Here is a 22327-nt window from a genome sequence, read left to right as displayed (position 1 = left end):
TCAGCGTGCGCAGGTCGCGCGCGCCAGTGCGTCGGCAATCGCCTGACGATCGAGCGTGCGCATGCGCGCGCAAACATGCTGGTCGGGGCGCAGCAGGTAGAACGTGCCCGGCTGCGCGTCGTAGCGTTGCGCGGCGAATCCGTCGACGTCCTCCACGACGTCGACGCCGGCCACCGGCTGCGCGTGCCCGGCCGGCACGACGAGTACCGGACGCACCGGCAGCGCGAGGCCGTCGACGGCCCTGGCGAGCGCAGCCGCATCGCCCGGCAACCCGAACAGCACGCCGGTGAAGCCGCCGCGCAGACGCTGCAGCAGCCAGCCCGACGCACCCTGCACGCGTACCGGCGCATCGGCCGCCGCCGCGCCCGGCCGCATCGCACCAGCAAACGTGTCGGCGCCGCGATCGGGCGTGTTCAGCGGCGAATCGGCCAGCACCGCCGGCACCGACAGGCGGCCGCTGTTCACGAGCTTGCGCGCGAACTCGCAGTCGCGCGCGAGTTTCAGCGTCGCATCGCGGAACACGCGCGACACCGCACTCTTCGGCGTGATGAAGTCGGTCGAGCGTGTCGAGTTGCGGATGTTCTCGTCGGCCGCGAACTCGCGCTCGCTCGCATACGTGTCGAGCAGGCTGTCTGCCGAGCCGCCGTCGAGCACGAGCTTCAGCTTCCACGCAAGGTTGTCCGCGTCCTGCACGCCGCTGTTCGCGCCACGCGCGCCGAACGGCGACACGCCGTGCGCGGAGTCGCCCGCGAACAGCACGCGGCCGTGACGGAACGTGTCCATCCGCTGGCAGCGGAACGTATAGACGCTCACCCATTCGAGTTCGAACTCGACGTCCGGCCCGAGCAGCGCACGCACGCGCGGAATCACGCGCTCCGGCTGCTTCTCGGCGACGGGGTCGGCGTCCCAGCCAAGCTGGAAGTCGATGCGCCACACGTTGTCCGGCTGGCGATGCAGCAGCACCGACTGGTTCGGGTGGAACGGCGGATCGAACCAGAACCAGCGCTCGGTCGGAAACTCCGCCTTCATCTTCACGTCGGCGATCAGGAAGCGATCCTTGAACGTGCGGCCGTGGCTTTCGAGGCCCATCAGCGCGCGCATCGGGCTGCGCGAGCCGTCGGCCGCGATCACGTACTGCGCGTGCAGCGTCGCGACGCCGTCCGGCGTCTCGATCGTCAGCACCGCGTGTTCGGCCGACTGCGCGATACCCGTCACCTTGTGCTTCCAGCGGATGTCGATGTTCGGCAGCTCGAACGCGCGGTCGGCCAGATAGCCTTCGACGTAGTACTGCTGCAGGTTGATGAACGCGGGGCGCGCATGCCCTTCCTCGGGCAGCAGGTCGAAGGCGTACAGCTGCTCGTCTTGCAGGAACACCTTGCCGACGTGCCAGCTCACGCCCTTGTCGACGAAGCGCTCGCCGCAGCCGAGCCGGTCGAAGATCTCGAGCGTGCGCTTCGCGAAGCAGATCGCGCGCGAGCCGGTCGACAGCGTGTCGTCGTCGTCGAGCAGCACGACGGGCACGCCCTGCTGCGCGAGGTCGATCGCGGCCGCGAGGCCCACCGGGCCCGCGCCGACGACGATCACCGGGTGGATGGCCGCGTCGTGCGCGCGCGCGCGGTACTCGAACTTCAGCGTCTGGTAATCGATGCTCATGGTCGCCATCCGCTCCTCAACCCTGCCGCGCGCGCACCGGCGCGCCCGTCGTTCCTTCCGTCTCCTGCCGGCGCGCCTGCCCGCCTGTCCTGTCAACCGCCACGTCTCGCTCCTTGCTTCCTGTTGATTCGCGAACGGCGCCGTCTCGCGGCGCCCGCCTGCCGCATTTCTTGATCGGCGACAAATCTTGGATTTACGAATAGTAAAACCAATTACGAATAGTGAAATCAACGTAAACCCTAGGCACTGCCCCCGGGACGGGATAACCATATGAGCGAAACGCCAAGCCGAGCGCGGCGCGCGCTGCTAATATCGAGAGAAGAGGCGGCCCTTTCGGCCGCCATTTTTCCTTTTCACGCCGATGATTCCGCCCACCATCCCCGAGCTGGTCGCCCGTGCCGGGCAACTGCCATATCTGCGGGAACACCTCGCGCTGGCCGAAGGCGGCACCGCGTGCGCGAATCTGCCCGAGCGCACGCTCGCCAGCGCCTACGAACCGATCTACGACGTGACGATGCCCGGCTCGCCGCAATCGACGTCGTTCGCCGATGCGATCGCGCGCTACGGCGACGAGCTCGGTTTCCAGGCCGTCACGCTCGTCACGGGCGCGCCGCACGATCCGGTCGATTCGGCCGTCGAAGACCAGACCCTCGTCGCGATCGACCGCCTGTCGCGCGCGCTGCACGCGATCAATTTCTTCGGCGCACAGCGCCACGGGCTGCTGTTCCTGCGCGTGCACGAGCGGCTGCTCAAGAGCGTGAAGTACGACCACGGCAAGCATTTCTCGTCGGTGCTGCAGCGCTTCGGGCTGCCAGCCGAGCGGATCGTGATCGAGCTGCCGGCGGTCGCGGTCGCCCACAAGACGTTCCTCGGCTACCTGACGCGCAGCTACCAGCATCACGGCTTCAAGGTCGCGGACAAGCTGCCCGACCCGGGCCGCATCCTCGCGGTCGAATCGGACATGGCACGCCCGGACTACATCAAGATGGATGCGGGCATCGCGTTGCGCGACGGGATGGTCAAGGCGCTCGTCGCCTATGCGCAACGCGTGCGGATTCCGCTGATCTTCGACGGCGTCGTCGACGAGACGCAGTGCGAGCTGCTGCGCCAGCACGACGTGCGGTTCATGCAGGGGCCTGTATTCGCGAAGGTCGTGACGGCCTGAGCCGCGGGCGTGGAAGGCGCGCGCGGGGAGCGGCGCGCCGGAGGCAGGCCCGGATGTCGTGATGCCCGCAAGAGGGTGTTACCGGCGCGCGCGGCTGCCCCGCGCCTGCCCGCCCGTACCGGCGGTTACCGTTTACGGTCTTCCGTCATCGTCGTACTTCGGCAGTTCGTCGCCGATCTCGACGCCCGGGAAACGATCCCGATACCAGACATGCCACGCCGGACGCAGCCGCGACGGCTCGTCGAGCGTCGCGGCATTGATCTCGACCGTCTGCGGCGCATCGGAGCGCCGGTATTCGAGCTGCGCGCCGCAACGGCCGCAGAAACGCCGTTCGCCCCACGCGCTCGACGCATAGACGATCGGCTCGCCCTGCAGATATTCGAAACCGTCGATCGGCACCGATGCCGATGCGACGACCGCCGCGCCAGTCGTACGCTGGCAGAGCCGGCAGTGGCAGAAGCCCGCATCGGTCGGCACGTGGGCAATACGGTAGCGGACCGCGCCGCACGCGCATCCGCCCTCCATCGATTCCGGGTGAGACATCGCAAACCTCGTCGTCGGGAACTAGCGACCGATGATGAGCGCGGTTCGGCCACCGCACAAGAGACGGCGGCAGCCCCCTCTCCCGTGCCCACGCACACCGCGTGCGAAGCGATGGCGGCGCGACGGCAACCGTCGCGCGCCGCCATGCTCAGACCGTCTGCCCGAGCCGCTGCGCGAGCGCCTTCAGCTTCGGTCCGACCTGCGTGCGAAAGTACGTTTCGTCCATCGACGACGCGGGGCCGCTGCAACTCAGGATCAGCCAGCGCCCCTCGCGCGGCTCGCGAAACGGCACGGCCGCCGCGTTCACGTCCATGTGCCACGCGCGGAACGAATAGCAGCACCCGCCCGCCGAAAACTCGGCCACCGCGTGCTGCGCGGCGGCGACGAGCGCGTCGGCGTCGGCCGCGCCGCCGGCCGCGCGATGCAGTTCCGCATAGAGCGCGCGGCGCACGTCCTCCGGCTGCACGGCCAGGTACGCCCGCCCCATCGAGCTCGTCAGCATCGACAGCCGCGAACCGGGCGCGAGCCCGAGCGTCAGCGCGGTCTCGCTGCGGATCGTCTCCAGATAGATCATGTCGAGCCCGTCGCGGCAGCCGAGCGACACGGCCGCGCCGATCTCGCGCGCGAGCGCCTGCATGTGCGGCCGCGCCAGGTCGAGCGTCCCCGCCCCCGACAGCAGCGCGTAGCCGAGCGACAGCACGCCGGCGTCGAGCGCATACTTTCCGAGCGTCTCGTCGTAGCGCAGGTAGCCGAGCACGGTCAGCGTGTACGCGAGCCGGTTCACCGTCGCCTTCGGCAGCCCCGTGCGCTCCGCGAAGTCGCGGTTGCCGAGCATCGTCTCGCCGGGTCGGAATGCGCGCAACAGGTCGAGCCCGCGCGCGAGCGCGACGACGAACTTGCGCTCGTCGATCGTGGTTTCGTCGATGGTTGAAAGTGTCATCTGGTGCTACACTGGGTTCGATTTGCAAAACATTGTTCCGCACAGCGGAACTACAGTCAAGCGAACTTTTGGCATGGGGCCCGGCTGGAAGACCGGACCAACAGGAGATGAAACGATGACCGCTGCAACTTTTCATTGGGACGATCCGCTGCTGCTCGACCAGCAACTGACCGAAGAAGAGCGGATGGTGCGCGATGCCGCGCAGGCGTACGCACAGGACAAGCTCGCGCCGCGCGTCACCGAAGCGTTCCGCCACGAGCGCACCGACGCGGCCATCTTCCGCGAGATGGGCGAAGTCGGCCTGCTCGGCCCGACGATTCCCGAGGAATACGGCGGCCCCGGCCTCAATTACGTGAGCTACGGACTGATCGCGCGCGAAGTCGAGCGCGTCGATTCGGGCTACCGGTCGATGATGTCCGTACAGTCGTCGCTCGTGATGGTGCCGATCTACGAATTCGGCTCGGACGCGCAGAAGCAGAAATACCTGCCGAAGCTCGCGACCGGCGAATGGATCGGCTGCTTCGGCCTGACCGAGCCGAACCACGGCTCCGATCCGGGCAGCATGGTCACGCGCGCGAAGAAGGTGCCCGGCGGCTACTCGCTGTCCGGCGCGAAGATGTGGATCACGAACTCGCCGATCGCCGACGTGTTCGTCGTGTGGGCGAAGCTCGAGGAGAACGGCAAGGACGCGATCCGCGGCTTCATCCTCGAGAAGGGCTGGAAGGGCCTGTCGGCACCCGCAATCCACGGCAAGGTCGGGCTGCGCGCGTCGATCACCGGCGAGATCGTCCTCGACGAGGTGTTCGTGCCCGAAGAGAACCTGATGCCGAACGTGAGCGGCCTGCGCGGCCCGTTCACGTGCCTGAACTCGGCACGCTACGGGATCGCGTGGGGTGCGCTCGGCGCCGCCGAGTCCTGCTGGCACACCGCGCGCCAGTACGTGCTCGACCGCCAGCAGTTCGGCCGGCCGCTCGCCGCGAACCAGCTGATCCAGAAGAAGCTCGCCGACATGCAGACCGAAATCACGCTCGGCCTGCAAGGCGTGCTGCGCCTCGGCCGGATGAAGGACGAAGGCACGGCGGCCGTCGAGATCACGTCGATCATGAAGCGCAATTCGTGCGGCAAGTCGCTCGACATCGCCCGCCTCGCGCGCGACATGCTCGGCGGCAACGGCATCTCCGACGAATTCGGCGTCGCGCGCCACCTCGTGAACCTCGAAGTGGTCAACACGTACGAAGGCACGCACGACATTCACGCGCTGATCCTCGGCCGCGCGCAGACGGGTATCCAGGCATTCTTCTGAGCATCCGGATGCGATGCACGCGGCAGCGATGCCGCGCATGCGCCACCAGGCAAACGGCCCGCCCGGCATGGCTGCCGGGCGGGCCGTTTTTCATCGGAACCGCGGTTCCGGGCAGCCGATGCTTACTTGTTCGGCTGCGGCGTCAGGCGCAGATACGGACGCACCGCGTTGAAGCCCTTCGGGAAACGCTTCTTCAGCTCTTCCGGATCCTGCAGCGACGGCACGATCACGACGTCGTCGCCGTCCTTCCAGTTGCCGGGCGTCGCGACCTTGTAGTTGTCGGTCAGCTGCAGCGAATCGATCACGCGCAGCACTTCGTCGAAGTTGCGCCCGGTGCTGGCCGGATAGGTAATCGTGAGCCGCACCTTCTTGTTCGGGTCGATCACGAACAGCGAGCGCACCGTCAGCGTTTCGTTCGCGTTCGGGTGGATCATGTCGTACAGCTGCGAAACCTTGCGGTCCGCGTCGGCGATGATCGGGAAGCCCACGACCGTCGACTGCGTTTCGTTGATGTCGTTGATCCAGCCCTTGTGCGATTCGACGCCGTCGACCGACAGCGCGATCACCTTCACGTTGCGTTTCTCGAATTCCCCCTTCAGCTTCGAGGTCAGCCCGAGTTCGGTCGTGCACACCGGCGTGTAGTCGGCCGGATGGGAAAACAGGACGCCCCAGCTGTTGCCGAGCCAGTCGTGAAACTTGATGGTGCCCAGGCTCGATTCCTGCTCGAAATCCGGTGCGATGTCGCCAAGACGCAGACTCATGATGTTCCCTCCTCGAACGATGCTGGTTGAAATCGCGCGCTGGACAGCGCGGGACAGTCCATCAGCTTACGGGAAGCAATGCGCGGTGCGAACGATTATTCCGTTTGATATTCATACTTTTTTGTCATTTTTACCCGGCGTCGGGGCCGGTCGGACGGCCGCACGGGAAACTTTTCACCCGGTTTGCGGCTCTGTTCATGATTACAAGTCGTTTACCATGCAGTCTTGCACTGCCGCCGTGTGTCTTCCCGGCTCGCCAGCAGGCAGGGGTTTCGCTACGATGTGAACCTGCAGCATGACAGCATGAAGGGAGTTGCAATGTCGGAAATCAACAAGGAGAAACTGATGTCGGATATCAAAACCGTTCTGTCGGACGCCGAAGACCTGCTCAAGCAAGCAGCGAGCAGCACGGGCGACCGTGCGGCCGAACTGCGCGAGAAGGCCATGTCGCGCCTGAAGCAGGCCAAGGAAAAGGCAGCCGACGTCCAGGTCGTGGTGGTCGAGAAAGGCAAGAAGGCCGCACGCGCGACCGACGATTATGTGCACGAGCACCCGTGGACGTCGATCGGCGTGGCCGCCGGCGTCGGCGTGCTGATCGGCCTGCTGATCAACCGCAAGTAACGCGCTCTGCGCCGTTTCGTCCCGCGGGCCGCGTCATGCGGCCCGCGGGCGTCGAAGCCGGCCGGCGGCCTCCGCCGGCGGCTTTGTCCTAGCTGCTCACTGCACGCGCACGCACCTCATCCATGACGACAGATACCCCCTCGCAGCCGTCCGGCCAAGGACCGCTGCGCCGCCTCGTCGGCTCCGCGATCGGCCTTCTGCAGACGCGCCTCGAACTCGTGGGCATCGAGCTTGCCGAGGAGAAGGAGCGCCTGATGGGCGTGCTGTTCCTCGGGCTCGCCGCGATGATGCTCGCGACGATGGCGCTCATCAGCCTGACCGTGCTCGTCGCGATCGCGTTCTGGGATACCTATCGCTGGCAGTCGCTTGCCGCGATTACCGCGGTGTATGCCGCGGGCGGCATCGCCTGCGCGCTGAAGGCGCGCTCGGGCCTGCGCGATGCGCCGACCGTGTTCGAGGCGACGCTCGCCGAACTCGAGAAAGACCGCGAACTGTTCCGCGGCAAGCCGTGAGCACAATCGCGCTCCCCCCTCCCACCTACTTCGCCGACGCGCCATGAGCCAGAACGTTACGGGCAATTCATCCCGCTCCCATTCGTCGCGATCGAACTGGAGCGCATCGCAGCATCGCGCGCTCCGCAAGGAATTGCTGATCCTGCGATCCGAAGTCGAGCGGCTCGAACTCGCGGAAGCCGCCGGTGAAATGCGCCAGGCCGTCACGCGCTTCAGCTGGCTCAAGGTGTTCATCCCCGGCCTTTCCACCCACAAATTCGGCCAGTCCGCGAAGAACCTGAACGCGAGCCTCGGCAATCTCGTCAACCAGTATCCGATGCTGAGTTCGCTCGCATCGCTCGTGCTGGCGAAACCCGTTCGCTCGCTGCTGCGCGCGAGTGCGGGCCCCGCATTGAAGTGGGGCACGCTCGGCTTCGCCGCATGGGAGGTCTACCGGATCTGGAAGCAGTCCCGCGACGAGCGCGGGCTCGACGCACACGACGACTGACCGTCGGCATCCTGCGCGCACGGCCATGCGTCGCTGCGCGCCTTTCCTGCACACTCAACGCACACCCCAGCACACGGCGCCCGATTCGTCGGCGCCATCGCGCCGCGCATTGCCTTTCGTCCCGTCCGAACGCAACGTGAAGGTACCGCATGCATCGTCGTGCATCGGGCCGGTATCGAGCGGGCTTGCTTCCAGTTCGTAGCTCACCGGCGCATCGCCGCCATCCGGCCGCAGCAGCGTCAATCGATAGACGGCACGCCCGTCCGATGGTGCCTGTGCCAGCGCGTCCGGCAATGCCGAAGGCGGCGCACCATCCAGCGCTTCGAGAAATTGGGCTGCACGGTACAGCGCGGATACCGCCGACGCGCGATGAACGCGCGCGACATGCTCCCGATATGACGGGATGCCCCATCCGGCCAGCACCGCGACGATTGCCAGCACGATCATCAACTCGATCAGCGTAAATCCTGCCGGCCGGCTTATGCAGATGCGACCGCTCATGGAAGCACTCCGGCGACACGACGCCAGCGCAGCGCGACGATGCGTCCATCGCGTATTACGACCTGGTGTTGCAGCCAGACGGCACTCGATGCATGCGCGCCGACGCCACGCGCGGTGACGAGGTAAGTGCTGCCACCGGACGGCCCTGTCGGGCGCCGCCAGGCTTCGACCAGGCATCGCGGCGGTTGCGCGGCCATCGGCCAGCCGGCGAACGGCGCGAACGCTTCAGCAGCCGCCAGCGGCGGCATGCGCCGCCATGCGTCGGGCTCCGCGTGCGATTCGCTTTCGTTCGCGCAGGGCACCGAGCCACGGAGCAATCGCTCGGTGCACGCTGCGAGCGCGGCATCGGCTGCGTGGAATGCAATCAGCCGATCCGACAACGCGCGTGTGCGGCGCGACTCCGTCAGCGCGGCTTCGAACCACGTGCCGGTCAGCGCCGCGACCGCTGCACCGATCGCAACGACTGCCGGCAATGCGAGGCCGGCGTCGCGACGCCAGGCGCGGCGGGCTGACCGGAAGCCCATGCGCGGCTCGCACGGGGTCGCCGCCAGCCCTCTCGTGCACGCGACCGGCTGAGGCTCGTCACCGTTTGCGGCGATGCACCCATACACGTGGCCCGCCGCAACGCAGGGTGAGATAACCCGCGCGTACCGCCCTGCTCCACTCATCGCACCACCCCGCTTGCGTGCGTTGCATCGGGTAACGCAGCGCCGGATGCAAGCGCGGTGTTCCTCAACGCGACGATGCGATCGAGCGTCAAACGCGCATGGCCGTCCGGTGCAACGGCGACGCGACCGTCGCAGTCGACGTGACGCGTCGGCACGCGCATCGGCTCGCCGCGCGCCCGCACGCAAACATGCACGGCCACGATCTCGGGCCAGTCGTCGGCACGCATCGCATCGGCGTCGACGAACTGCGCGGCGCCGCGACGCACGTAGCGCACGCGCAGTTGATCGATTCCCGTCACGACGGGCTGCGGCGTGCCCGGGCGGCCGCTTCCTTCGCAATACAGCTCGGGCTCGCCCGTCGACGGGCTGACATGCACATCGAAGCGATTTTCCACCGGTGAACGCTCGCCGGGCACGCCGACACCCTGCCCGAGGCAATCCGACGCCTGGCCGCTCACCGTCGTCCACGTCGACACGGCGTCGGCGACATACCGGACCAGCAACGCGTCCGACGCCGTATGCGCAGGCTCGCATCGCACCTGCGCGCCGTTGCCCCGCACGCGCGCCATCGAGCAGCCGAACACCGGCGGCAACGCCGATACCTCGCCGGCATCGAGCGGCCGGAATCCCGCCATCTGGATCTGCTGACCGATCAGCATCAGCGCGGTACCGGCCGCGTCGCGCATCCTGAACCCGTCGTCCGCGCGATGCTGTGCAATGCGCTGCGCGTGGTACAGCGCGCCAGCCGCCGCGAGCACGAGGAGACCCACGGTCATCGCGATCAGCACTTCGAGCAGCGTATGGGCGCGGGTGTAACGATCAGCGTTCATCGGCCGCCCGCTCCCGAAATGGAACTCGGACGCACGACGGCAGTTGCGCCGACGCGCCTGCGGCTTCACATCGCGGCGACGCGGCCGCGTTGCCGCCACGCCAGCGGACAACGGCGTAGCGCACACCGCCCGGCCCGCCATCGAGCGTCATCGCACCGCCCGGCAACGCGGCAACCGCCCGCGCTGCGAGGCCGTCGTCGGCCGCCGCGGCTGCATGCAGACGCTCGATACGTGCATCGGCCAGCCACAGCGCACGCTCGCGCCAGATCGTCGCGCGCTGTGCGCGTGCCATCGCAAGCTGGCTGCCTGCCACTGCCAGCATCACGGTCGCGAGCAACGCGATGGCGAGCGCCGCCTCGATCAGCGACGTGCCGCGCATGGCCTTGCGCATGGCGATCACGCCGCGTCGCAGCGGCCGGCGGCGACGCGCGCGCGGCCGCCAGCCGCGATCCGCACGCAACGCGACACGCGCGCATCGTCAGCGCCGGTCACGCTGCGCCGCGGACGCAATTCGAAACGCCGGATTCCGCCGATCGATTGACCGACCGGCGGCGCGAACGCCAGATCGTGCGCGGCACCCGCGACGGCCACTTCGCCGTCGTGCGGATAGCGTCGCAGCACGCGCGAGCGCCCGTCGACCTGCCCGCTGACGATCCAGTCGCACGACCATTCGGCCGGCCCGCACCGCTCACCGGCGCGCAGACAGGCGCCGCCGCTCCCGGCCCGGCACAGCGTGACGCGCGTGCCGAGACGCGCCGCTTCGGTGCGCGCAAACGACAGCGCACCGAGCAACGTACGCGAGCGCGCATCCACGCGTTCGCGCATGTGCCACTGGTCGAACGCGGGTACCGCATAAAGCGCGAGCCCCGCCGCCAGCGAGACGGCGACCATCAGCTCGACGAGCGTGAATCCGCTCGTGCGTTGCTCCACATTTTTCAAGGGGTGAGCGCGCAGCGCCATCGCAATCGTCCTCCGCCAGGGTGATGCGACGACTGTAGCGACGCATGCGGATGCGCGCCATTTGCCAAACGGCCGACTGGCGACATGCGATCGCGACCGACACAATCGGCGCGAATCGAACCAACGGAGATGACGATGAACGGACGCAGCGCGTCAGCGCTTACGCGGGGGCTTGGCGGGAGAGGCGCGACGGAACTCTTCGATCACGTCGGCAAATTCGGAAACGTCCTCGAACCGGCGATACACCGATGCGAAGCGGACGTAGGCAATCGTATCGAGGCCGCGCAACTCGTTCATCACGAGTTCGCCGAGCTTCTCGCTACGCACTTCGCGCTCGCCTGTCGCGAGCAGTTGATACTCGATGCGGGCGACCGCCGCGTCGATCGCGTCGGCAGCAACCGGCCGCTTGCGCAGCGCGAGTTGCATGCTGGCGACGATCTTGCGACGGTCGAATTCCGTGCGGCTGCCGTCCTTCTTCACGACGAACGGCAGGGACAGCTCGACCCGCTCGTACGTCGTGAAGCGCTTGTCGCAAGCCGAGCAGCGACGGCGCCGGCGAATCGCGGCGCCATCTTCGGACACGCGCGAGTCGACGACCTGCGTGTCGTCATGCCGGCAGAACGGGCAGCGCATCGTCGATCAGCGATAGACCGGGAAACGCTTGGTCAGCTCGGCGACCTGTGCGCGCACGCGCTCGATCGTCGCTGCATCTTCCGGGTTGTCCAGCACGTCGGCGATCAGGTTACCCACCTGTTCCGCTTCCGCCGGGCCGAAGCCACGCGTCGTCATCGCCGGCGAACCGAGGCGCACGCCGCTCGTCACGAACGGCTTTTCCGGATCGTTCGGGATCGCGTTCTTGTTCACCGTGATGTGTGCCGCGCCCAGCGCCGCTTCCGCTGCCTTGCCCGTGATGTGCTTCGCACGCAGGTCCACCAGCATCACGTGGCTTTCCGTACGGCCCGACACGATCCGCAGGCCGCGCTTCACCAGCGTTTCAGCCAGCACGCGTGCGTTCTCGACCACCTTCTCCTGGTACGACTTGAACTCCGGCGACAGCGCTTCCTTGAACGCCACCGCCTTCGCCGCGATCACGTGCATCAGCGGGCCGCCCTGGATCCCCGGGAAGATCGCCGAGTTGATCGGCTTCTCGTATTCCGCCTTCATCAGGATCACGCCGCCGCGCGGGCCGCGCAGGCTCTTGTGCGTCGTCGTCGTCACGAAGTCCGCGTGCGGCACCGGGTTCGGGTACACGCCCGCTGCGATCAGGCCCGCGTAGTGCGCCATGTCCACCATCAGGTACGCGCCCACCGACTTCGCGATCTTCGCCAGACGCTCGAAATCGATCTTCAGCGAGAACGCCGACGCGCCCGCAACGATCAGCTTCGGCTTGTGTTCCTGCGCCATCTGCTCGGCGGCGTCGTAATCGATGTCTTCGTTCTCGTTCAGGCCGTAGCTCACCACGTTGAACCACTTGCCCGACATGTTCACCGGCGAGCCGTGCGTCAGGTGACCACCGTGCGCGAGGCTCATCCCCATGATCGTGTCGCCCGGCTTCAGCATCGCGAAGAACACGCCCTGGTTCGCCTGCGAACCCGAGTTCGGCTGCACGTTCGCCGCTTCCGCGCCGAACAGCTGCTTCACGCGGTCGATCGCCAGTTGCTCGACGACGTCGACGTACTCGCAGCCGCCGTAGTAGCGCTTGCCCGGATACCCTTCCGCGTACTTGTTCGTGAGCTGCGAGCCCTGTGCGGCCATCACGGCCGGGCTCGTGTAGTTTTCCGACGCGATCAGCTCGATGTGATCTTCCTGGCGGCGGTTTTCCTGCTCGATCGCTGCAAAGATTTCGGGATCGACGTTCGCGATGGTGCTTTGGGCTCTGTCAAACATACGGTTTCCGTTAAGTGTGTACAGGTTGACCGGAGTGGCCGAGTACGGTGCGCTGCTGGCGGGACCAGCTCGACGTGGCGGAAGAATCCGTATGACGCGAGGCAGGACAGCCACCGGCGATGCACGCGACGGCGCACAACGGCTGCCCAGGCGAACGGCAAAAACGGCGCCCCGCGCTTCACGGTGGGATGCTCCACCTTGAACCCGAAGGGTTCTATCGCCAGTCACGCAGGGGTGATGAGCGCGTTAGTGTATTGGATGCGTCATGAATAGGCAACCGCACGAAAGGGTGCCCGAAGCAATTGGGGCCAGACTCTACGCGCCCGCGCTGAAACGCTCTGCCGCCTTGCCGCGGTGCGGCATTCTCAGTAGGCTTGCGGGATATCGCCCGCTATTTTGTCATCGACCAGGAGCAGCAATGATCGTGTTCGTCACAGGCGCGTCCGCCGGCTTCGGCGCCGCCATCGCCCGTGCCTTCGTCAACGGAGGCCATCGCGTCGTCGCCACCGCACGCCGCAAGGATCGTCTCGACGCGCTCGCCGCCGAACTCGGCGACGCCCTTCTGCCGTTCGAGCTCGACGTGCGCGACCGCGCAGCCGTCGAGGCCGTGCCGGCCGCCCTTCCCACCGAATTCGCGGCGCTCGACGTGCTCGTCAACAACGCCGGCCTCGCGCTCGGCGTCGAGCCGGCCCACAAGGCCAGCCTCGATGAATGGCGCACGATGATCGACACGAACTGCACGGGCCTCGTCACCGTCACGCACGCGCTGCTGCCCGGCATGGTCGAGCGCGGCCGCGGCCATATCTTCAATCTCGGCTCGGTTGCGGGTTCGTACCCTTATGCGGGCGGCAACGTCTACGGCGCAACCAAGGCTTTCGTCCGACAATTCAGCCTGAACCTGCGCGCCGACCTGCTCGGCACGCCGCTGCGCGTGACCGACGTCGAGCCGGGCCTGTGCGGCGGCACCGAGTTCTCGAACGTCCGCTATCGCGGCGACGACGAGAAGGCGGCAAACGTCTACAACAACGTCCAGCCGCTGATGCCCGAGGACATCGCCGATACGATCTACTGGATCGCGACGCGCCCGGCACACGTCAACGTCAACACGATCGAGCTGATGCCGATCGCGCAAGCCCCCGGCGGCCCGACCGTCCACCGCGGCTGAAGCCCCGCGGGCCCGGCCCCGGGCCGGCCCGCGGTGTGCTACGGCGTACTACATTCCGTTACGAATCGGTTACGAATCGGCCCCCTGCCTTCCGGTAGAATGCGCGCCATGACTCAGCCTACCCGCTCCCCGGACGCGCCGTCCGGCTTCACCTGGCCGGTGCGCGTGTACTACGAGGATACCGATGCAGGCGGCATCGTCTTCTATGCCAACTACCTGAAGTTCTTCGAGCGCGCCCGCACCGAGTGGTTGCGCGCGTGCGGCGTCGACCAGCGCCAGCTCGCCGACGATACCGGCGCGATCTTCATCGTCCGCAGTACGTCGCTCGACTACCGCGCGCCGGCGCGACTCGACGATACGCTGACGATCACGAGCCGGCCCGGACGCATCGGCCGCGCCTCGGTGGATTTCACGCAGGAAGCCTGGTGTGGCGACACGCTGCTCGTGGCCGGACACATTCGCCTCGGCTGCGTCGACCGTAACGATATCCGGCCCGCGGCCATCCCGCCGGCCGTGCTCGACGCACTGCAACGCGGGCCCGTCATCGACGCCGGGCACACTTCACTGTCAACGAAGCTCGCATGAGCGCCGTTTAGACAAAGCCTATGAACTTGCCGTTCTGATTCGATACTAAGCAAGGTTCGGCGTCAGGCATGACCGGCGCGCCGCGCCGCACGCATACCGGGCGCCCCGAAGGGCCGTTACTCAAACCTCTATGAACACTTCTCAAGACCTGTCGATCATTTCCCTCGTCCTCAACGCGAGCGTGCTGGCCCAGGCCGTGATGGGACTGCTGCTGTTGCTGTCGCTGATGTCGTGGACCTTCATCTTCCGCAAGTGGTTCGCGATCCGCCGCGCGCGCGCGCAGACCGAACGCTTCGAGAAGGATTTCTGGTCGGGCGGCGACCTGCAGGCGCTGTACCAGAGCGCGGCCAACAACCGCCACACGATCGGCGCGCTCGAGCGGATCTTCGAATCGGGGATGCGCGAATTCCTGAAGGCGAAGGAAAAGCGCATCAGCGATCCGGGCCTCGTGCTCGACGGTGCCCGCCGCGCGATGCGCGCGTCGTTCCAGCGTGAAATGGACGTGCTCGAAGCGAACCTCGCGTTCCTCGCGTCGGTCGGCTCGGTCAGCCCGTACATCGGTCTGTTCGGCACGGTCTGGGGGATCATGAACTCGTTCCGCGGCCTCGCGAACGTGCAGCAGGCCACGCTCGCGAACGTCGCACCGGGCATCGCCGAGGCGCTCGTCGCCACCGCGATCGGCCTGTTCGCCGCGATTCCGGCGGTGGTCGCGTACAACCGCTACGCGCACGACATCGACCGCCTCGCGATCCGCTTCGAGACCTTCATCGAAGAGTTCTCGAACATCCTGCAGCGTCAGGCCCAGTAAGGAGCGCGCCATGGCAGGAAGCCCCATCCGATCCAGCATGCGCGGCGGCCGCTCGCGCCGTGCAATGGCCGACATCAACGTCGTGCCGTACATCGACGTGATGCTGGTGCTGCTCGTGATCTTCATGGTCACCGCACCGCTCGTCGCCCCGTCGATCATCAACCTGCCGACCGTCGGCAATGCCGCGCCGCAGGAGCAGACGCCGCCCGTCGTCGTCAACATCAAGGCCGACCGCACGATGAGCGTCAAGTACAAGAGCGACTCGGGCGCGACCCAGGAAGACACGATGACGAAGGCCGAGCTCGACGGCTTCATCTCGGCCCGTCAGGCCGATCACCCTGACCAGCCGGTCGTGATCGCAGCCGACAAGACCGTGCAGTACGATGCCGTCATGACCGTAATGTCCGATCTGAAGGCGCGTGGCGTCAAGCGCGTCGGTCTCCTCGTCAAATCGCAATGAACCGGCAGCAATCCACGCGCAGCTCCGCCTACCCGCCTCAGCCTCCCCGCGAGCGCGGCACCTGGCGCGCATTCGCGCTCGCCGCGCTGATGCACGTGCTGCTCGCCCTGTTCCTCTATCATGGCGTGCAGTGGCAGAACAGCACGCCGGCCGGCGCAGAAGCCGAGCTGTGGACCGAGGTGCCCGACGTCGCCGCGCCGCGGCCCGTCGTGACGCCGCCCGCGAAGGTCGCGCCGCCCCCTCCCCCGGTGCGCGACGAACAGGCCGACATCGCACTGCAGCAGAAGAAGCGGCAGCAGGAAGCAGCCGCGCGCGAGGCGCTGCTCGATCAGCAGCGCCGCGCGCAACAGTTGAAAGCTCAGCAGGAAGACGAAGCCCGGCGCGCGCAGCTCGCGGCACAGCAGGCCGCCGCACTCGCCGCGCAGAAAGCCGCGGAACGCGACAAGCAGAAGCAGGCCGACAAGCTCAAGCAACAGCAGCTCGCCGAGCAACAAAAGCTCGAACAGCAGAAACTCCAGCAGCAGAAGCAGGCGCAGCTCGAAGCGCAGCAGGCGGCGAAGGCCAAGGCCGACGCGGCCGCGAAGGCAAAGGCGGAAGCCCAGGCCAAGGCGAAGGCCGACGCCGCCGCGCACGCGAAGGCCAGTGCGGCTGCGAACGCGAAGCTCGACCGCGAGCGCAACGCGCGTCTCGCACAGATGCAGGGCCTGTCCGGCGCCGGTGAAGGCGGCGGCGAAGGCCTCGCGAAAAGCGGCACCGGCACGGGCTCCGGCGGCAATGCCGCGACGCCCGGCTATGCCGACAAGGTGCGCCGCCGCGTCAAACCGAACATCGTTTGGGGCGGCGAGCGAGCAGGCCTGACCACCGTCGTCAAGATTCGGTGCACGCCGTCCGGTGACGTATTGAGCGCATCGGTCTCCCGCTCCAGCGGGAATTCGGGGTGGGATCAAGCCGTGGTCAATGCGATCCACGCATCGGTCCCGTTGCCGCCCGATTCTAACGGTCGTACCCCGTCGGACATTACGATTACCTTCAAGGCGGCGGAGTGAAAGGAAATGCGCTTACACTCCGGGCGTCGCTGTCAGACGGGAACGAATCGGGTATTTTTACTGTCTCTGCGGTTGCGCAGCGATCAAGTCATACGGGAAGCAAGAAGCATGAGTTTGATGACAAAACTAGGTTTCAGGGCACTCGTGGCCTCGTGTCTGATTACGGCGGGCAGCGCCGCTAACGCCCAGGTCAACGTGCTGATCACCGGTGTCGGGTCGACCCAGTTCCCCATCGCCACGGCGAATTTCACGAACGAGGCGAACCTGCCGCAGCAGGTCACGTCGATCGTCCGTGCCGACCTCGCCCGCAGCGGCAAATTCACCAACATCGACGCAGGCAGCACGCCCGTGCCCGAGACCGCCTCGGTCGACCTCGGCGCATGGAAGGCCAAGGGCGCGAATGCGTTCGTCGCCGGCAGCGTGAACCGCGAGGCGAACGGCCAGTACAAGGTCAATTTCATCCTGTACGACACCGTGAAGCAGCAAAGCCTCGGCGGCCTGTCGCTGACGGCCACCGACAGCACGCTGCGCACGGCCGGCCACAAGATCGCCGACTACATCTACCAGAAGCTGCTCGGCGTGCGCGGCGTGTTCGCCACGCGCCTGTCGTACGTGATCAAGACCGGCAACCGCTACCAGCTGCAGATTTCGGATTCGGACGGCCAGAACGCGCGCATCGCGCTGTCGAGCACCGAACCGATCATCTCGCCGTCGTGGTCGCCGAACGGAACGAAGGTCGCGTATGTGTCGTTCGAGCGCAAGAAGCCGATCGTCTACATCCATGACCTGCCGACCGGCCACCGCTTCATGGTCTCCGACCAGAAGGGCAACAACAGCGCACCGGCCTGGTCGCCGGACAGCAACACGCTCGCCGTCGCGCTGTCGCTGACGGGCAATACGCAAATCTATACGGTCAACGCGAACGGCGGCGGCCTGCGTCGTCTCACGCAGAGCAGCTCGATCGATACCGAGCCGTACTACTCGCCGGACGGCCGCTGGATCTACTTCACGAGCGATCGCGGCGGTGCGCCGCAAATCTACCGGATGCCCGCACAGGGTGAAAGCGCCGGTGCGGCACAACGCGTGACGTTCACCGGCAGCTACAACACGAGCCCGCGCGTGAGCCCGGACGGCAAGCTGCTCGCTTACATCTCCCGCACGGGTGGGGGCTTCAAGCTGTACGTTCAGGATCTGCAATCCGGCGCGGCGAACGCCATCACGAATACCAATCGCGACGAATCGCCGAGCTTCGCGGCAAACGGCCAGTATCTTCTGTACGCTACCCAGTCGGGTGGTCGCAACGTTCTGGCTGCAGTGCCCTCCGACGGCAGCGCGCCGCCGCAAATCCTGTCCGTCCAGGGCGGTTCCGTTCGCGAGCCGTCGTGGGGGCCCTTCATGCAATGACCACAAGGAGAGTAACCATGATGTCGAATAAAGCTCGTCTGGCCCTGGCCGTGATGATGATCAGCGCGCTCGCCGCATGTAAGTCGGGCGTGAAGCTCGACGACAAGGCGAACAACGCGGGTGCAGTCAGCACGCAACCGAGCGCCGACAACGTCGCGCAAGTGAACGTCGATCCGCTGAACGACCCGAACAGCCCGCTCGCGAAGCGCAGCATCTACTTCGACTTCGACAGCTATTCGGTGAAGGACGAGTACCAGCCGCTGATGCAGCAGCACGCTCAGTACCTGAAGAGCCACCCGCAGCGCCACGTGCTGATCCAGGGCAACACCGACGAACGCGGCACGAGCGAGTACAACCTCGCGCTGGGCCAGAAGCGTGCGGAAGCCGTGCGCCGTGCGATGGCACTGCTCGGCGTGAACGATTCGCAGATGGAAGCCGTGAGCCTCGGCAAGGAAAAGCCGCAGGCAGCAGGTCACGACGAAGCATCGTGGGCGCAGAACCGTCGCGCCGACCTCGTCTACCAACAGTAAGTAACGGAAGAATCGCCGTATGACGCACCGTGTAACCTGGCTGCGTGCAGCCGCAGCTCTCTGCGTCGCCGGCGCGGCGTGGTCGGCCGCGCCGGCGCACGCCGGCGTGTTCGACGACAACGAAGCGCGCCGCGCCGTGCTCGATCTGCGCAGCAAAACCGACAACCTGTCGAGCCAGTTGTCCGCCGCCCAGCGTACGATCCTCGATCAATCCGGCCGTCTCGACCAGCTGAACCAGCAGGTCGCGACGCTGCGCGGCGAGAACGAGGATCTGACGAACCGGCTGACGACGCTCGAGCGGCAGCAGAAGGAGTACTACCAGGATCTCGACACGCGGCTCAAGAAGTTCGAGCCGCAGCAGGCGACGATCGATGGTGTCGAAGGCACCGTGCAGCCGGGTGAAACGGATGCGCTCAATGCGGCGCAACAGCAGTTCCGCAACGGCAACTTCAAGGCGGCCGCGGCTTCGTTCCGCGCGTTCATCGCGAAGTATCCGCAGAGCCCCTATCAGCCGACCGCGCAGTACTGGTACGGCAACGCGCAATACGCGCTGCGCGACTACCGCGGGTCGACCGCGACGTGGCAGGGGATCGTCAGCAAGTTCCCGCAGCACCCGCGTGCGGCCGATGCCCTCGTGGCGATCGGGACGAACCAGCTCGAACAAGGCCAGAAGGCGGCCGCGAAGAAGACGTTCGAGCAGGTCGTGTCGCAGTACGCCGGTTCGAACGCGGCACAGACGGCGCAGGGCAAGCTCGAGACGATCAAATAATTATCGTGACGGGTTGTTGACAGGCTCACAACCCGCCGCTATAATCTTTTGCTCTTTGGGTCGCTTGCCAAGTTGTTGAAGCAACGAACCAAAACAGGTTTCAAGAACGTGGGGTGGTAACTCAGTTGGTTAGAGTATCTGACTTTTAATCAGAGAGTCGAGGGTTCGAGTCCCTCCCACCCTACCAACTATCTTCGATAGTGCAATAAGCCTCCCTCGCGGAGGCTTTTTTGCGTCTGTCGCCTTGCCGAACAACACGTCCCTTCCCTCAATGCGTTGGGCGCTCCGTTGAAAGCGCACCGCGCACCGTTCGACGTCATGCGCCGGTCTGCCAGGACAGCGACGCTCGCCGGCGCAGCGCAACCGCTGCCTGCAGGCGTCGCTTGCTTCGTCCGTCACGGCTGTCGCGCGCTCGCCTCCACGGCCTTCTCCGGCGTCGCCGCCGCAACCGGCACCTGCGCCGCTGCCGCACCCGGTGCGCGCAATCGCACGATCCCCTCGTCACCGACCTCGACGAACAGATCGCCGTTCGGCGTGGTGACCATCCCCGCCGGACGATTCAGCGCCCCCGGCAACGTACCCGGCCGATTGCCGCGTAACCCGAGCTGCCCGGCGATCACCGCCGCATCGCCCTTCGCATCGATCCGCAGGACGGTATGGTTTCCGCGGTCGCTCACATACACGTTGCCGCTCGCATCGGCCGCGATCCGGTCGGGCATGCACCACGTCCAGTCGCAACTGATCAGGTTGTTCGTCAGCCGGTCTTCCTCGTCGCGCGACTTCGCGTTCGCCAGCGCGCCGTAGTACGCGTGCTCCGCGGCCGGCCACGGTCCGGGCAGGAAATGGATGCGGTGCGCGCCGGTCGCCGGGTCGATCTGCCAGATCACGTCGCGACTCAACACGTAGAGTTGTCCTTGCGGGCCGACCGCCAGATCCTCGTAGCTGCCCGGCATCCGCCTGCTCGTGACGAAGCGTTCGACGTCCTCGCGCGGAATCTTGTATTGCTGCGCCTCGCGTGCGACCGTCGCGACCGTCCCCGTCGAGAAATCGAGCCGGCGGATGCTCGCACCGCGGCCCGCCACGTACGGGCTGTCGTCCAGCACGTACAGGCGGCCATCGCGATCGAAACGCAGATAGCGCGGCCGCCAGAACGTCGCCTGCGCAAACGGGCCGTCGACCCGCGTCTCGTCGCTGGCCTTGCCGCTCACCGTCTGCACGTTGCCCTGCGGGTCGATACGACGGATCCGCGCGTTGCCGCTGTCGGCGACATAGAGGTTGCCCGACGCGTCCAGCGCGAGCCCGGACGGATAGCGGAAACGCGCCTTCAAGCGCGGCCCGTCGTTGCGCCCCTTGTCGTCCGGCGCACCGGCCCACAGCTCGCTCTTGCCGTCCGGCGCGATCCGGTAGATCGCATCGTCCAGCCGGTCGACGTAGTAGATCGTGCCATCGGCGGCCACCGCGAAATCGTCGTCGACCGATCCCGGCAACCGCGCGATCTTCGCGTCGGCCGCATCGGTCACCAGCCGCGCATCGCTGCGGTTGCTCACGCCCGCGTAGGCAAGCAGGCGGCCGTCCGGCGCCGCCTGCAGCACGACCTGGCCGCTGCCCGTCGCCACCAGCCTGCGGCCCGATCCGTCGATTGCCAGCGACATCAGGTCGCGATCGTCCGAGCGCCCGCGCTGCAACGCCGGCTGTGCGATGCGCACGGTCGCGCCCGGCTTGCCGTCGGCACCGATCACCGCGATCGACCGCGCCGTGGCCGCAATCATCTGTCCCGCGCCATCGAACGCAAGCGCGATGTAGCCGGGATCGTCGCGCGCATCGCTTGCGTCGGCCGGCTTGTCATTCTCGCTCACCGGTGCCATGCCGATGAACGGCACGCTTCCGGCCAGTGCCGCGACCGGCCCCGGCTCCGGCGGCACACGCGCCGACGCGGCCGCCGCCGTGACATCGTCCGGCGCGTCGGCCGTCTTGCACGACGACAACGGCGTGTAGCCGTTCGGCGTCACGCGGCCGAACGTCTTGCCGTCGGTGACCCAGATCGCCCCGTCCGGGCTCGCCGCAATCGCGCGGATCCCGGACGGCGTGCAATCGCCGTCGGGCTGCTTCCACGTCGTCACCGAGCCGTCGGCGCCGACGATGCGCACATGGCCCGAATAGCGTTCGCGCGTCCAGAGCCGGCCCTGCCCGTCCAGCGCGATGGCGTCCGGTTGATCGAGCTGGCCGATCCCGCGCGGGCCGTCGGCATCGCCCGGCTTGCCCGGCACGCCGGCGATCGTGGCAACGGTGCCGTCCGGCCGGATCGCGCGCACCAGCGCGTTGCCGGCGTCAGCCACGTAGACGGTGCCGTCCGGCGCGCGCACGGCATCGCCCGGCTGGTCGAACCGCGCGGCGGCAGACGCGCCATCCAGATACGCGCGCACACCGCTGCGGCCGGCCAGCGTCGTCACATGGCCCTGCGCATCGATATGCCGCACGGTCGACGCGTACCGGTCCACCACGAGCACGCCGCCGTCCCGGTCGGCATGCAGCCGCAGGTCGCCGGCGAAGCGGGCCGCCGTACCGGCACCGTCGAGATTGCCTTCCGAGCCGGGCGTGCCGGCCACCCACTCGAGCGACGGCCCGCCTGCCAGCGGAAAGTTGCTGCACGCGCTCAGCAGCACGGCCACGGCCGCGCAGGTCGCGATGCGCACACCGAACCCGTTTGCATTCCGGATCATCTTCGTCTC

The 22327-nt window shown here is 67.0% G+C and carries 25 protein-coding genes, 1 tRNA gene and 1 riboswitch; of the genes, 14 read left to right on the top strand and 12 right to left on the bottom strand.

Annotated features, from left to right (window positions below):
* Entirely contained in the window at positions 1-1662 is a 1662-nt protein-coding gene (locus tag ACWMMN_RS03920; protein ID WP_256085618.1) for an FAD-dependent oxidoreductase, read from the bottom strand.
* A 352-nt stretch (positions 1663-2014) separates the two neighbouring features.
* Between ACWMMN_RS03920 and ACWMMN_RS03915 the strand changes: the two genes are divergently transcribed.
* Positions 2015-2818, top strand: coding sequence for an EAL domain-containing protein (locus ACWMMN_RS03915; RefSeq protein ID WP_059235895.1), 804 nt, complete (start codon positions 2015-2017; stop codon positions 2816-2818).
* Between the two features lie 132 nt (positions 2819-2950).
* Here the strand turns inward: ACWMMN_RS03915 and ACWMMN_RS03910 are convergent, their stop codons facing one another.
* Together ACWMMN_RS03910 and ACWMMN_RS03905 are read right to left on the bottom strand one after the other, a co-directional pair.
* The gene (locus ACWMMN_RS03910) at positions 2951-3361 is read right to left on the bottom strand and encodes a GFA family protein (protein ID WP_256085617.1); all 411 of its coding nucleotides are present in this window, start codon (positions 3359-3361) and stop codon (positions 2951-2953) included.
* A 148-nt stretch (positions 3362-3509) separates the two neighbouring features.
* Positions 3510-4301: an IclR family transcriptional regulator gene (locus ACWMMN_RS03905; RefSeq protein WP_059235899.1), complete on the bottom strand. Its 792-nt coding sequence runs from the start codon at positions 4299-4301 to the stop codon at positions 3510-3512.
* A gap of 115 nt (positions 4302-4416) precedes the next feature.
* Between ACWMMN_RS03905 and ACWMMN_RS03900 the strand changes: the two genes are divergently transcribed.
* Positions 4417-5604, top strand: coding sequence for an acyl-CoA dehydrogenase (locus ACWMMN_RS03900; RefSeq protein ID WP_059235901.1), 1188 nt, complete (start codon positions 4417-4419; stop codon positions 5602-5604).
* A 122-nt stretch (positions 5605-5726) separates the two neighbouring features.
* On the opposite strand, the gene ACWMMN_RS03895 is transcribed toward ACWMMN_RS03900, so the two are convergent.
* Complete coding sequence (locus ACWMMN_RS03895; protein ID WP_034187217.1) at positions 5727-6365, bottom strand: peroxiredoxin; 639 nt, start codon at positions 6363-6365, stop codon at positions 5727-5729.
* A gap of 318 nt (positions 6366-6683) precedes the next feature.
* Here ACWMMN_RS03895 and ACWMMN_RS03890 point away from each other — a divergent pair, with 318 nt between their 5' ends.
* From ACWMMN_RS03890 to ACWMMN_RS03880, 3 genes are all read left to right on the top strand, one after another.
* Entirely contained in the window at positions 6684-6986 is a 303-nt protein-coding gene (locus ACWMMN_RS03890) for an ElaB/YgaM/YqjD family protein (RefSeq protein ID WP_006494044.1), read from the top strand.
* Between the two features lie 122 nt (positions 6987-7108).
* Positions 7109-7498 (top strand): phage holin family protein, encoded by a 390-nt coding sequence (locus ACWMMN_RS03885; protein ID WP_059235903.1) that lies wholly within the window; start codon positions 7109-7111, stop codon positions 7496-7498.
* Between the two features lie 43 nt (positions 7499-7541).
* Positions 7542-7985, top strand: coding sequence for a DUF3318 domain-containing protein (locus ACWMMN_RS03880; RefSeq protein WP_059235905.1), 444 nt, complete (start codon positions 7542-7544; stop codon positions 7983-7985).
* A 54-nt stretch (positions 7986-8039) separates the two neighbouring features.
* Here the strand turns inward: ACWMMN_RS03880 and ACWMMN_RS03875 are convergent, their stop codons facing one another.
* The 7 genes from ACWMMN_RS03875 to glyA all read right to left on the bottom strand — a co-directional run bounded on the left by ACWMMN_RS03875 (position 8040) and on the right by glyA (position 12831).
* Positions 8040-8486, bottom strand: coding sequence for a type IV pilin protein (locus tag ACWMMN_RS03875; RefSeq protein WP_342703684.1), 447 nt, complete (start codon positions 8484-8486; stop codon positions 8040-8042).
* Positions 8483-9010, bottom strand: coding sequence for a pilus assembly protein (locus ACWMMN_RS03870; protein WP_081051873.1), 528 nt, complete (start codon positions 9008-9010; stop codon positions 8483-8485). Before ACWMMN_RS03870 ends, ACWMMN_RS03875 begins: the two co-directional genes overlap by 4 nt.
* 140 nt (positions 9011-9150) lie before the next feature.
* A complete protein-coding gene (locus ACWMMN_RS03865) occupies positions 9151-9984 on the bottom strand; it encodes a PilW family protein (protein ID WP_340623831.1) in 834 nt (277 codons plus the stop codon).
* Complete coding sequence (locus ACWMMN_RS03860; protein WP_081051914.1) at positions 9974-10375, bottom strand: hypothetical protein; 402 nt, start codon at positions 10373-10375, stop codon at positions 9974-9976. The genes ACWMMN_RS03865 and ACWMMN_RS03860 overlap by 11 nt, the downstream gene beginning before the upstream one ends.
* A 5-nt stretch (positions 10376-10380) precedes the next feature.
* Positions 10381-10944, bottom strand: a complete 564-nt coding sequence (locus tag ACWMMN_RS03855; RefSeq protein ID WP_059235911.1) for a GspH/FimT family pseudopilin — start codon at positions 10942-10944, stop codon at positions 10381-10383.
* Between the two features lie 153 nt (positions 10945-11097).
* Positions 11098-11577 (bottom strand): transcriptional regulator NrdR, encoded by a 480-nt coding sequence (gene nrdR / locus ACWMMN_RS03850; RefSeq protein ID WP_059235913.1) that lies wholly within the window; start codon positions 11575-11577, stop codon positions 11098-11100.
* Between the two features lie 6 nt (positions 11578-11583).
* Positions 11584-12831, bottom strand: a complete 1248-nt coding sequence (gene glyA / locus ACWMMN_RS03845; RefSeq protein ID WP_059235915.1) for a serine hydroxymethyltransferase — start codon at positions 12829-12831, stop codon at positions 11584-11586.
* 137 nt (positions 12832-12968) lie between these two features.
* Positions 12969-13069: riboswitch (ZMP/ZTP riboswitch) on the bottom strand.
* Between the two features lie 180 nt (positions 13070-13249).
* Here glyA and ACWMMN_RS03840 point away from each other — a divergent pair.
* The 9 genes from ACWMMN_RS03840 to ACWMMN_RS03800 all read left to right on the top strand — a co-directional run bounded on the left by ACWMMN_RS03840 (position 13250) and on the right by ACWMMN_RS03800 (position 19785).
* On the top strand, positions 13250-13996 hold the full coding sequence (locus tag ACWMMN_RS03840; protein ID WP_256085612.1) for an SDR family NAD(P)-dependent oxidoreductase: 747 nt from the start codon (positions 13250-13252) through the stop codon (positions 13994-13996).
* Between the two features lie 99 nt (positions 13997-14095).
* Positions 14096-14581 carry a tol-pal system-associated acyl-CoA thioesterase gene (gene ybgC / locus ACWMMN_RS03835; RefSeq protein ID WP_059235919.1) on the top strand — a complete coding sequence of 162 codons (486 nt, stop codon included), beginning with the start codon at positions 14096-14098 and terminating at the stop codon, positions 14579-14581.
* Between the two features lie 130 nt (positions 14582-14711).
* Entirely contained in the window at positions 14712-15389 is a 678-nt protein-coding gene (gene tolQ / locus ACWMMN_RS03830; protein ID WP_021157170.1) for a protein TolQ, read from the top strand.
* Between the two features lie 10 nt (positions 15390-15399).
* The gene (tolR, locus tag ACWMMN_RS03825; RefSeq protein WP_059235921.1) at positions 15400-15849 is read left to right on the top strand and encodes a protein TolR; all 450 of its coding nucleotides are present in this window, start codon (positions 15400-15402) and stop codon (positions 15847-15849) included.
* Complete coding sequence (gene tolA / locus ACWMMN_RS03820) at positions 15846-16895, top strand: cell envelope integrity protein TolA (RefSeq protein ID WP_059235922.1); 1050 nt, start codon at positions 15846-15848, stop codon at positions 16893-16895. Before tolR ends, tolA begins: the two co-directional genes overlap by 4 nt.
* 108 nt (positions 16896-17003) lie before the next feature.
* A complete protein-coding gene (gene tolB, locus ACWMMN_RS03815) occupies positions 17004-18299 on the top strand; it encodes a Tol-Pal system beta propeller repeat protein TolB (RefSeq protein WP_059235924.1) in 1296 nt (431 codons plus the stop codon).
* 17 nt (positions 18300-18316) lie between these two features.
* Entirely contained in the window at positions 18317-18829 is a 513-nt protein-coding gene (gene pal / locus ACWMMN_RS03810; RefSeq protein ID WP_011351072.1) for a peptidoglycan-associated lipoprotein Pal, read from the top strand.
* 19 nt (positions 18830-18848) lie between these two features.
* Positions 18849-19598 carry a tol-pal system protein YbgF gene (ybgF, locus tag ACWMMN_RS03805; protein ID WP_059235926.1) on the top strand — a complete coding sequence of 250 codons (750 nt, stop codon included), beginning with the start codon at positions 18849-18851 and terminating at the stop codon, positions 19596-19598.
* A gap of 110 nt (positions 19599-19708) precedes the next feature.
* Positions 19709-19785: transfer RNA gene (locus ACWMMN_RS03800), tRNA-Lys, on the top strand.
* A gap of 208 nt (positions 19786-19993) precedes the next feature.
* On the opposite strand, the gene ACWMMN_RS03795 is transcribed toward ACWMMN_RS03800, so the two are convergent.
* A complete protein-coding gene (locus ACWMMN_RS03795) occupies positions 19994-22318 on the bottom strand; it encodes an NHL repeat-containing protein (RefSeq protein ID WP_486422991.1) in 2325 nt (774 codons plus the stop codon).
* Between the last annotated feature and the right edge of the window lie 9 nt (positions 22319-22327).

Source organism: Burkholderia cepacia complex sp. TUM26381 (assembly GCF_057439935.1).
This window is presented reverse-complemented; position numbering and strand designations above follow the sequence as displayed.

Coding starts and splice junctions, on each gene's coding strand:
- ACWMMN_RS03910 (WP_256085617.1), bottom strand. CDS start 3,361: ATGTCTCACCCGGAATCGATGGAGGGCGGATGCGCGTGCGGCGCGGTC.
- ACWMMN_RS03900 (WP_059235901.1), top strand. CDS start 4,417: ATGACCGCTGCAACTTTTCATTGGGACGATCCGCTGCTGCTCGACCAG.
- ACWMMN_RS03895 (WP_034187217.1), bottom strand. CDS start 6,365: ATGAGTCTGCGTCTTGGCGACATCGCACCGGATTTCGAGCAGGAATCG.
- tolR (WP_059235921.1), top strand. CDS start 15,400: ATGGCAGGAAGCCCCATCCGATCCAGCATGCGCGGCGGCCGCTCGCGC.
- ACWMMN_RS03890 (WP_006494044.1), top strand. CDS start 6,684: ATGTCGGAAATCAACAAGGAGAAACTGATGTCGGATATCAAAACCGTT.
- ybgF (WP_059235926.1), top strand. CDS start 18,849: ATGACGCACCGTGTAACCTGGCTGCGTGCAGCCGCAGCTCTCTGCGTC.
- ACWMMN_RS03865 (WP_340623831.1), bottom strand. CDS start 9,984: ATGAACGCTGATCGTTACACCCGCGCCCATACGCTGCTCGAAGTGCTG.
- tolQ (WP_021157170.1), top strand. CDS start 14,712: ATGAACACTTCTCAAGACCTGTCGATCATTTCCCTCGTCCTCAACGCG.
- ACWMMN_RS03905 (WP_059235899.1), bottom strand. CDS start 4,301: ATGACACTTTCAACCATCGACGAAACCACGATCGACGAGCGCAAGTTC.
- pal (WP_011351072.1), top strand. CDS start 18,317: ATGATGTCGAATAAAGCTCGTCTGGCCCTGGCCGTGATGATGATCAGC.
- tolB (WP_059235924.1), top strand. CDS start 17,004: ATGAGTTTGATGACAAAACTAGGTTTCAGGGCACTCGTGGCCTCGTGT.
- ACWMMN_RS03875 (WP_342703684.1), bottom strand. CDS start 8,486: ATGAGCGGTCGCATCTGCATAAGCCGGCCGGCAGGATTTACGCTGATC.
- ACWMMN_RS03920 (WP_256085618.1), bottom strand. CDS start 1,662: ATGGCGACCATGAGCATCGATTACCAGACGCTGAAGTTCGAGTACCGC.
- nrdR (WP_059235913.1), bottom strand. CDS start 11,577: ATGCGCTGCCCGTTCTGCCGGCATGACGACACGCAGGTCGTCGACTCG.
- ACWMMN_RS03855 (WP_059235911.1), bottom strand. CDS start 10,944: ATGGCGCTGCGCGCTCACCCCTTGAAAAATGTGGAGCAACGCACGAGC.
- ybgC (WP_059235919.1), top strand. CDS start 14,096: ATGCGCGCCATGACTCAGCCTACCCGCTCCCCGGACGCGCCGTCCGGC.
- ACWMMN_RS03915 (WP_059235895.1), top strand. CDS start 2,015: ATGATTCCGCCCACCATCCCCGAGCTGGTCGCCCGTGCCGGGCAACTG.
- ACWMMN_RS03795 (WP_486422991.1), bottom strand. CDS start 22,318: ATGATCCGGAATGCAAACGGGTTCGGTGTGCGCATCGCGACCTGCGCG.
- ACWMMN_RS03870 (WP_081051873.1), bottom strand. CDS start 9,010: ATGGGCTTCCGGTCAGCCCGCCGCGCCTGGCGTCGCGACGCCGGCCTC.
- ACWMMN_RS03860 (WP_081051914.1), bottom strand. CDS start 10,375: ATGCGCAAGGCCATGCGCGGCACGTCGCTGATCGAGGCGGCGCTCGCC.
- ACWMMN_RS03840 (WP_256085612.1), top strand. CDS start 13,250: ATGATCGTGTTCGTCACAGGCGCGTCCGCCGGCTTCGGCGCCGCCATC.
- tolA (WP_059235922.1), top strand. CDS start 15,846: ATGAACCGGCAGCAATCCACGCGCAGCTCCGCCTACCCGCCTCAGCCT.
- ACWMMN_RS03885 (WP_059235903.1), top strand. CDS start 7,109: ATGACGACAGATACCCCCTCGCAGCCGTCCGGCCAAGGACCGCTGCGC.
- glyA (WP_059235915.1), bottom strand. CDS start 12,831: ATGTTTGACAGAGCCCAAAGCACCATCGCGAACGTCGATCCCGAAATC.
- ACWMMN_RS03880 (WP_059235905.1), top strand. CDS start 7,542: ATGAGCCAGAACGTTACGGGCAATTCATCCCGCTCCCATTCGTCGCGA.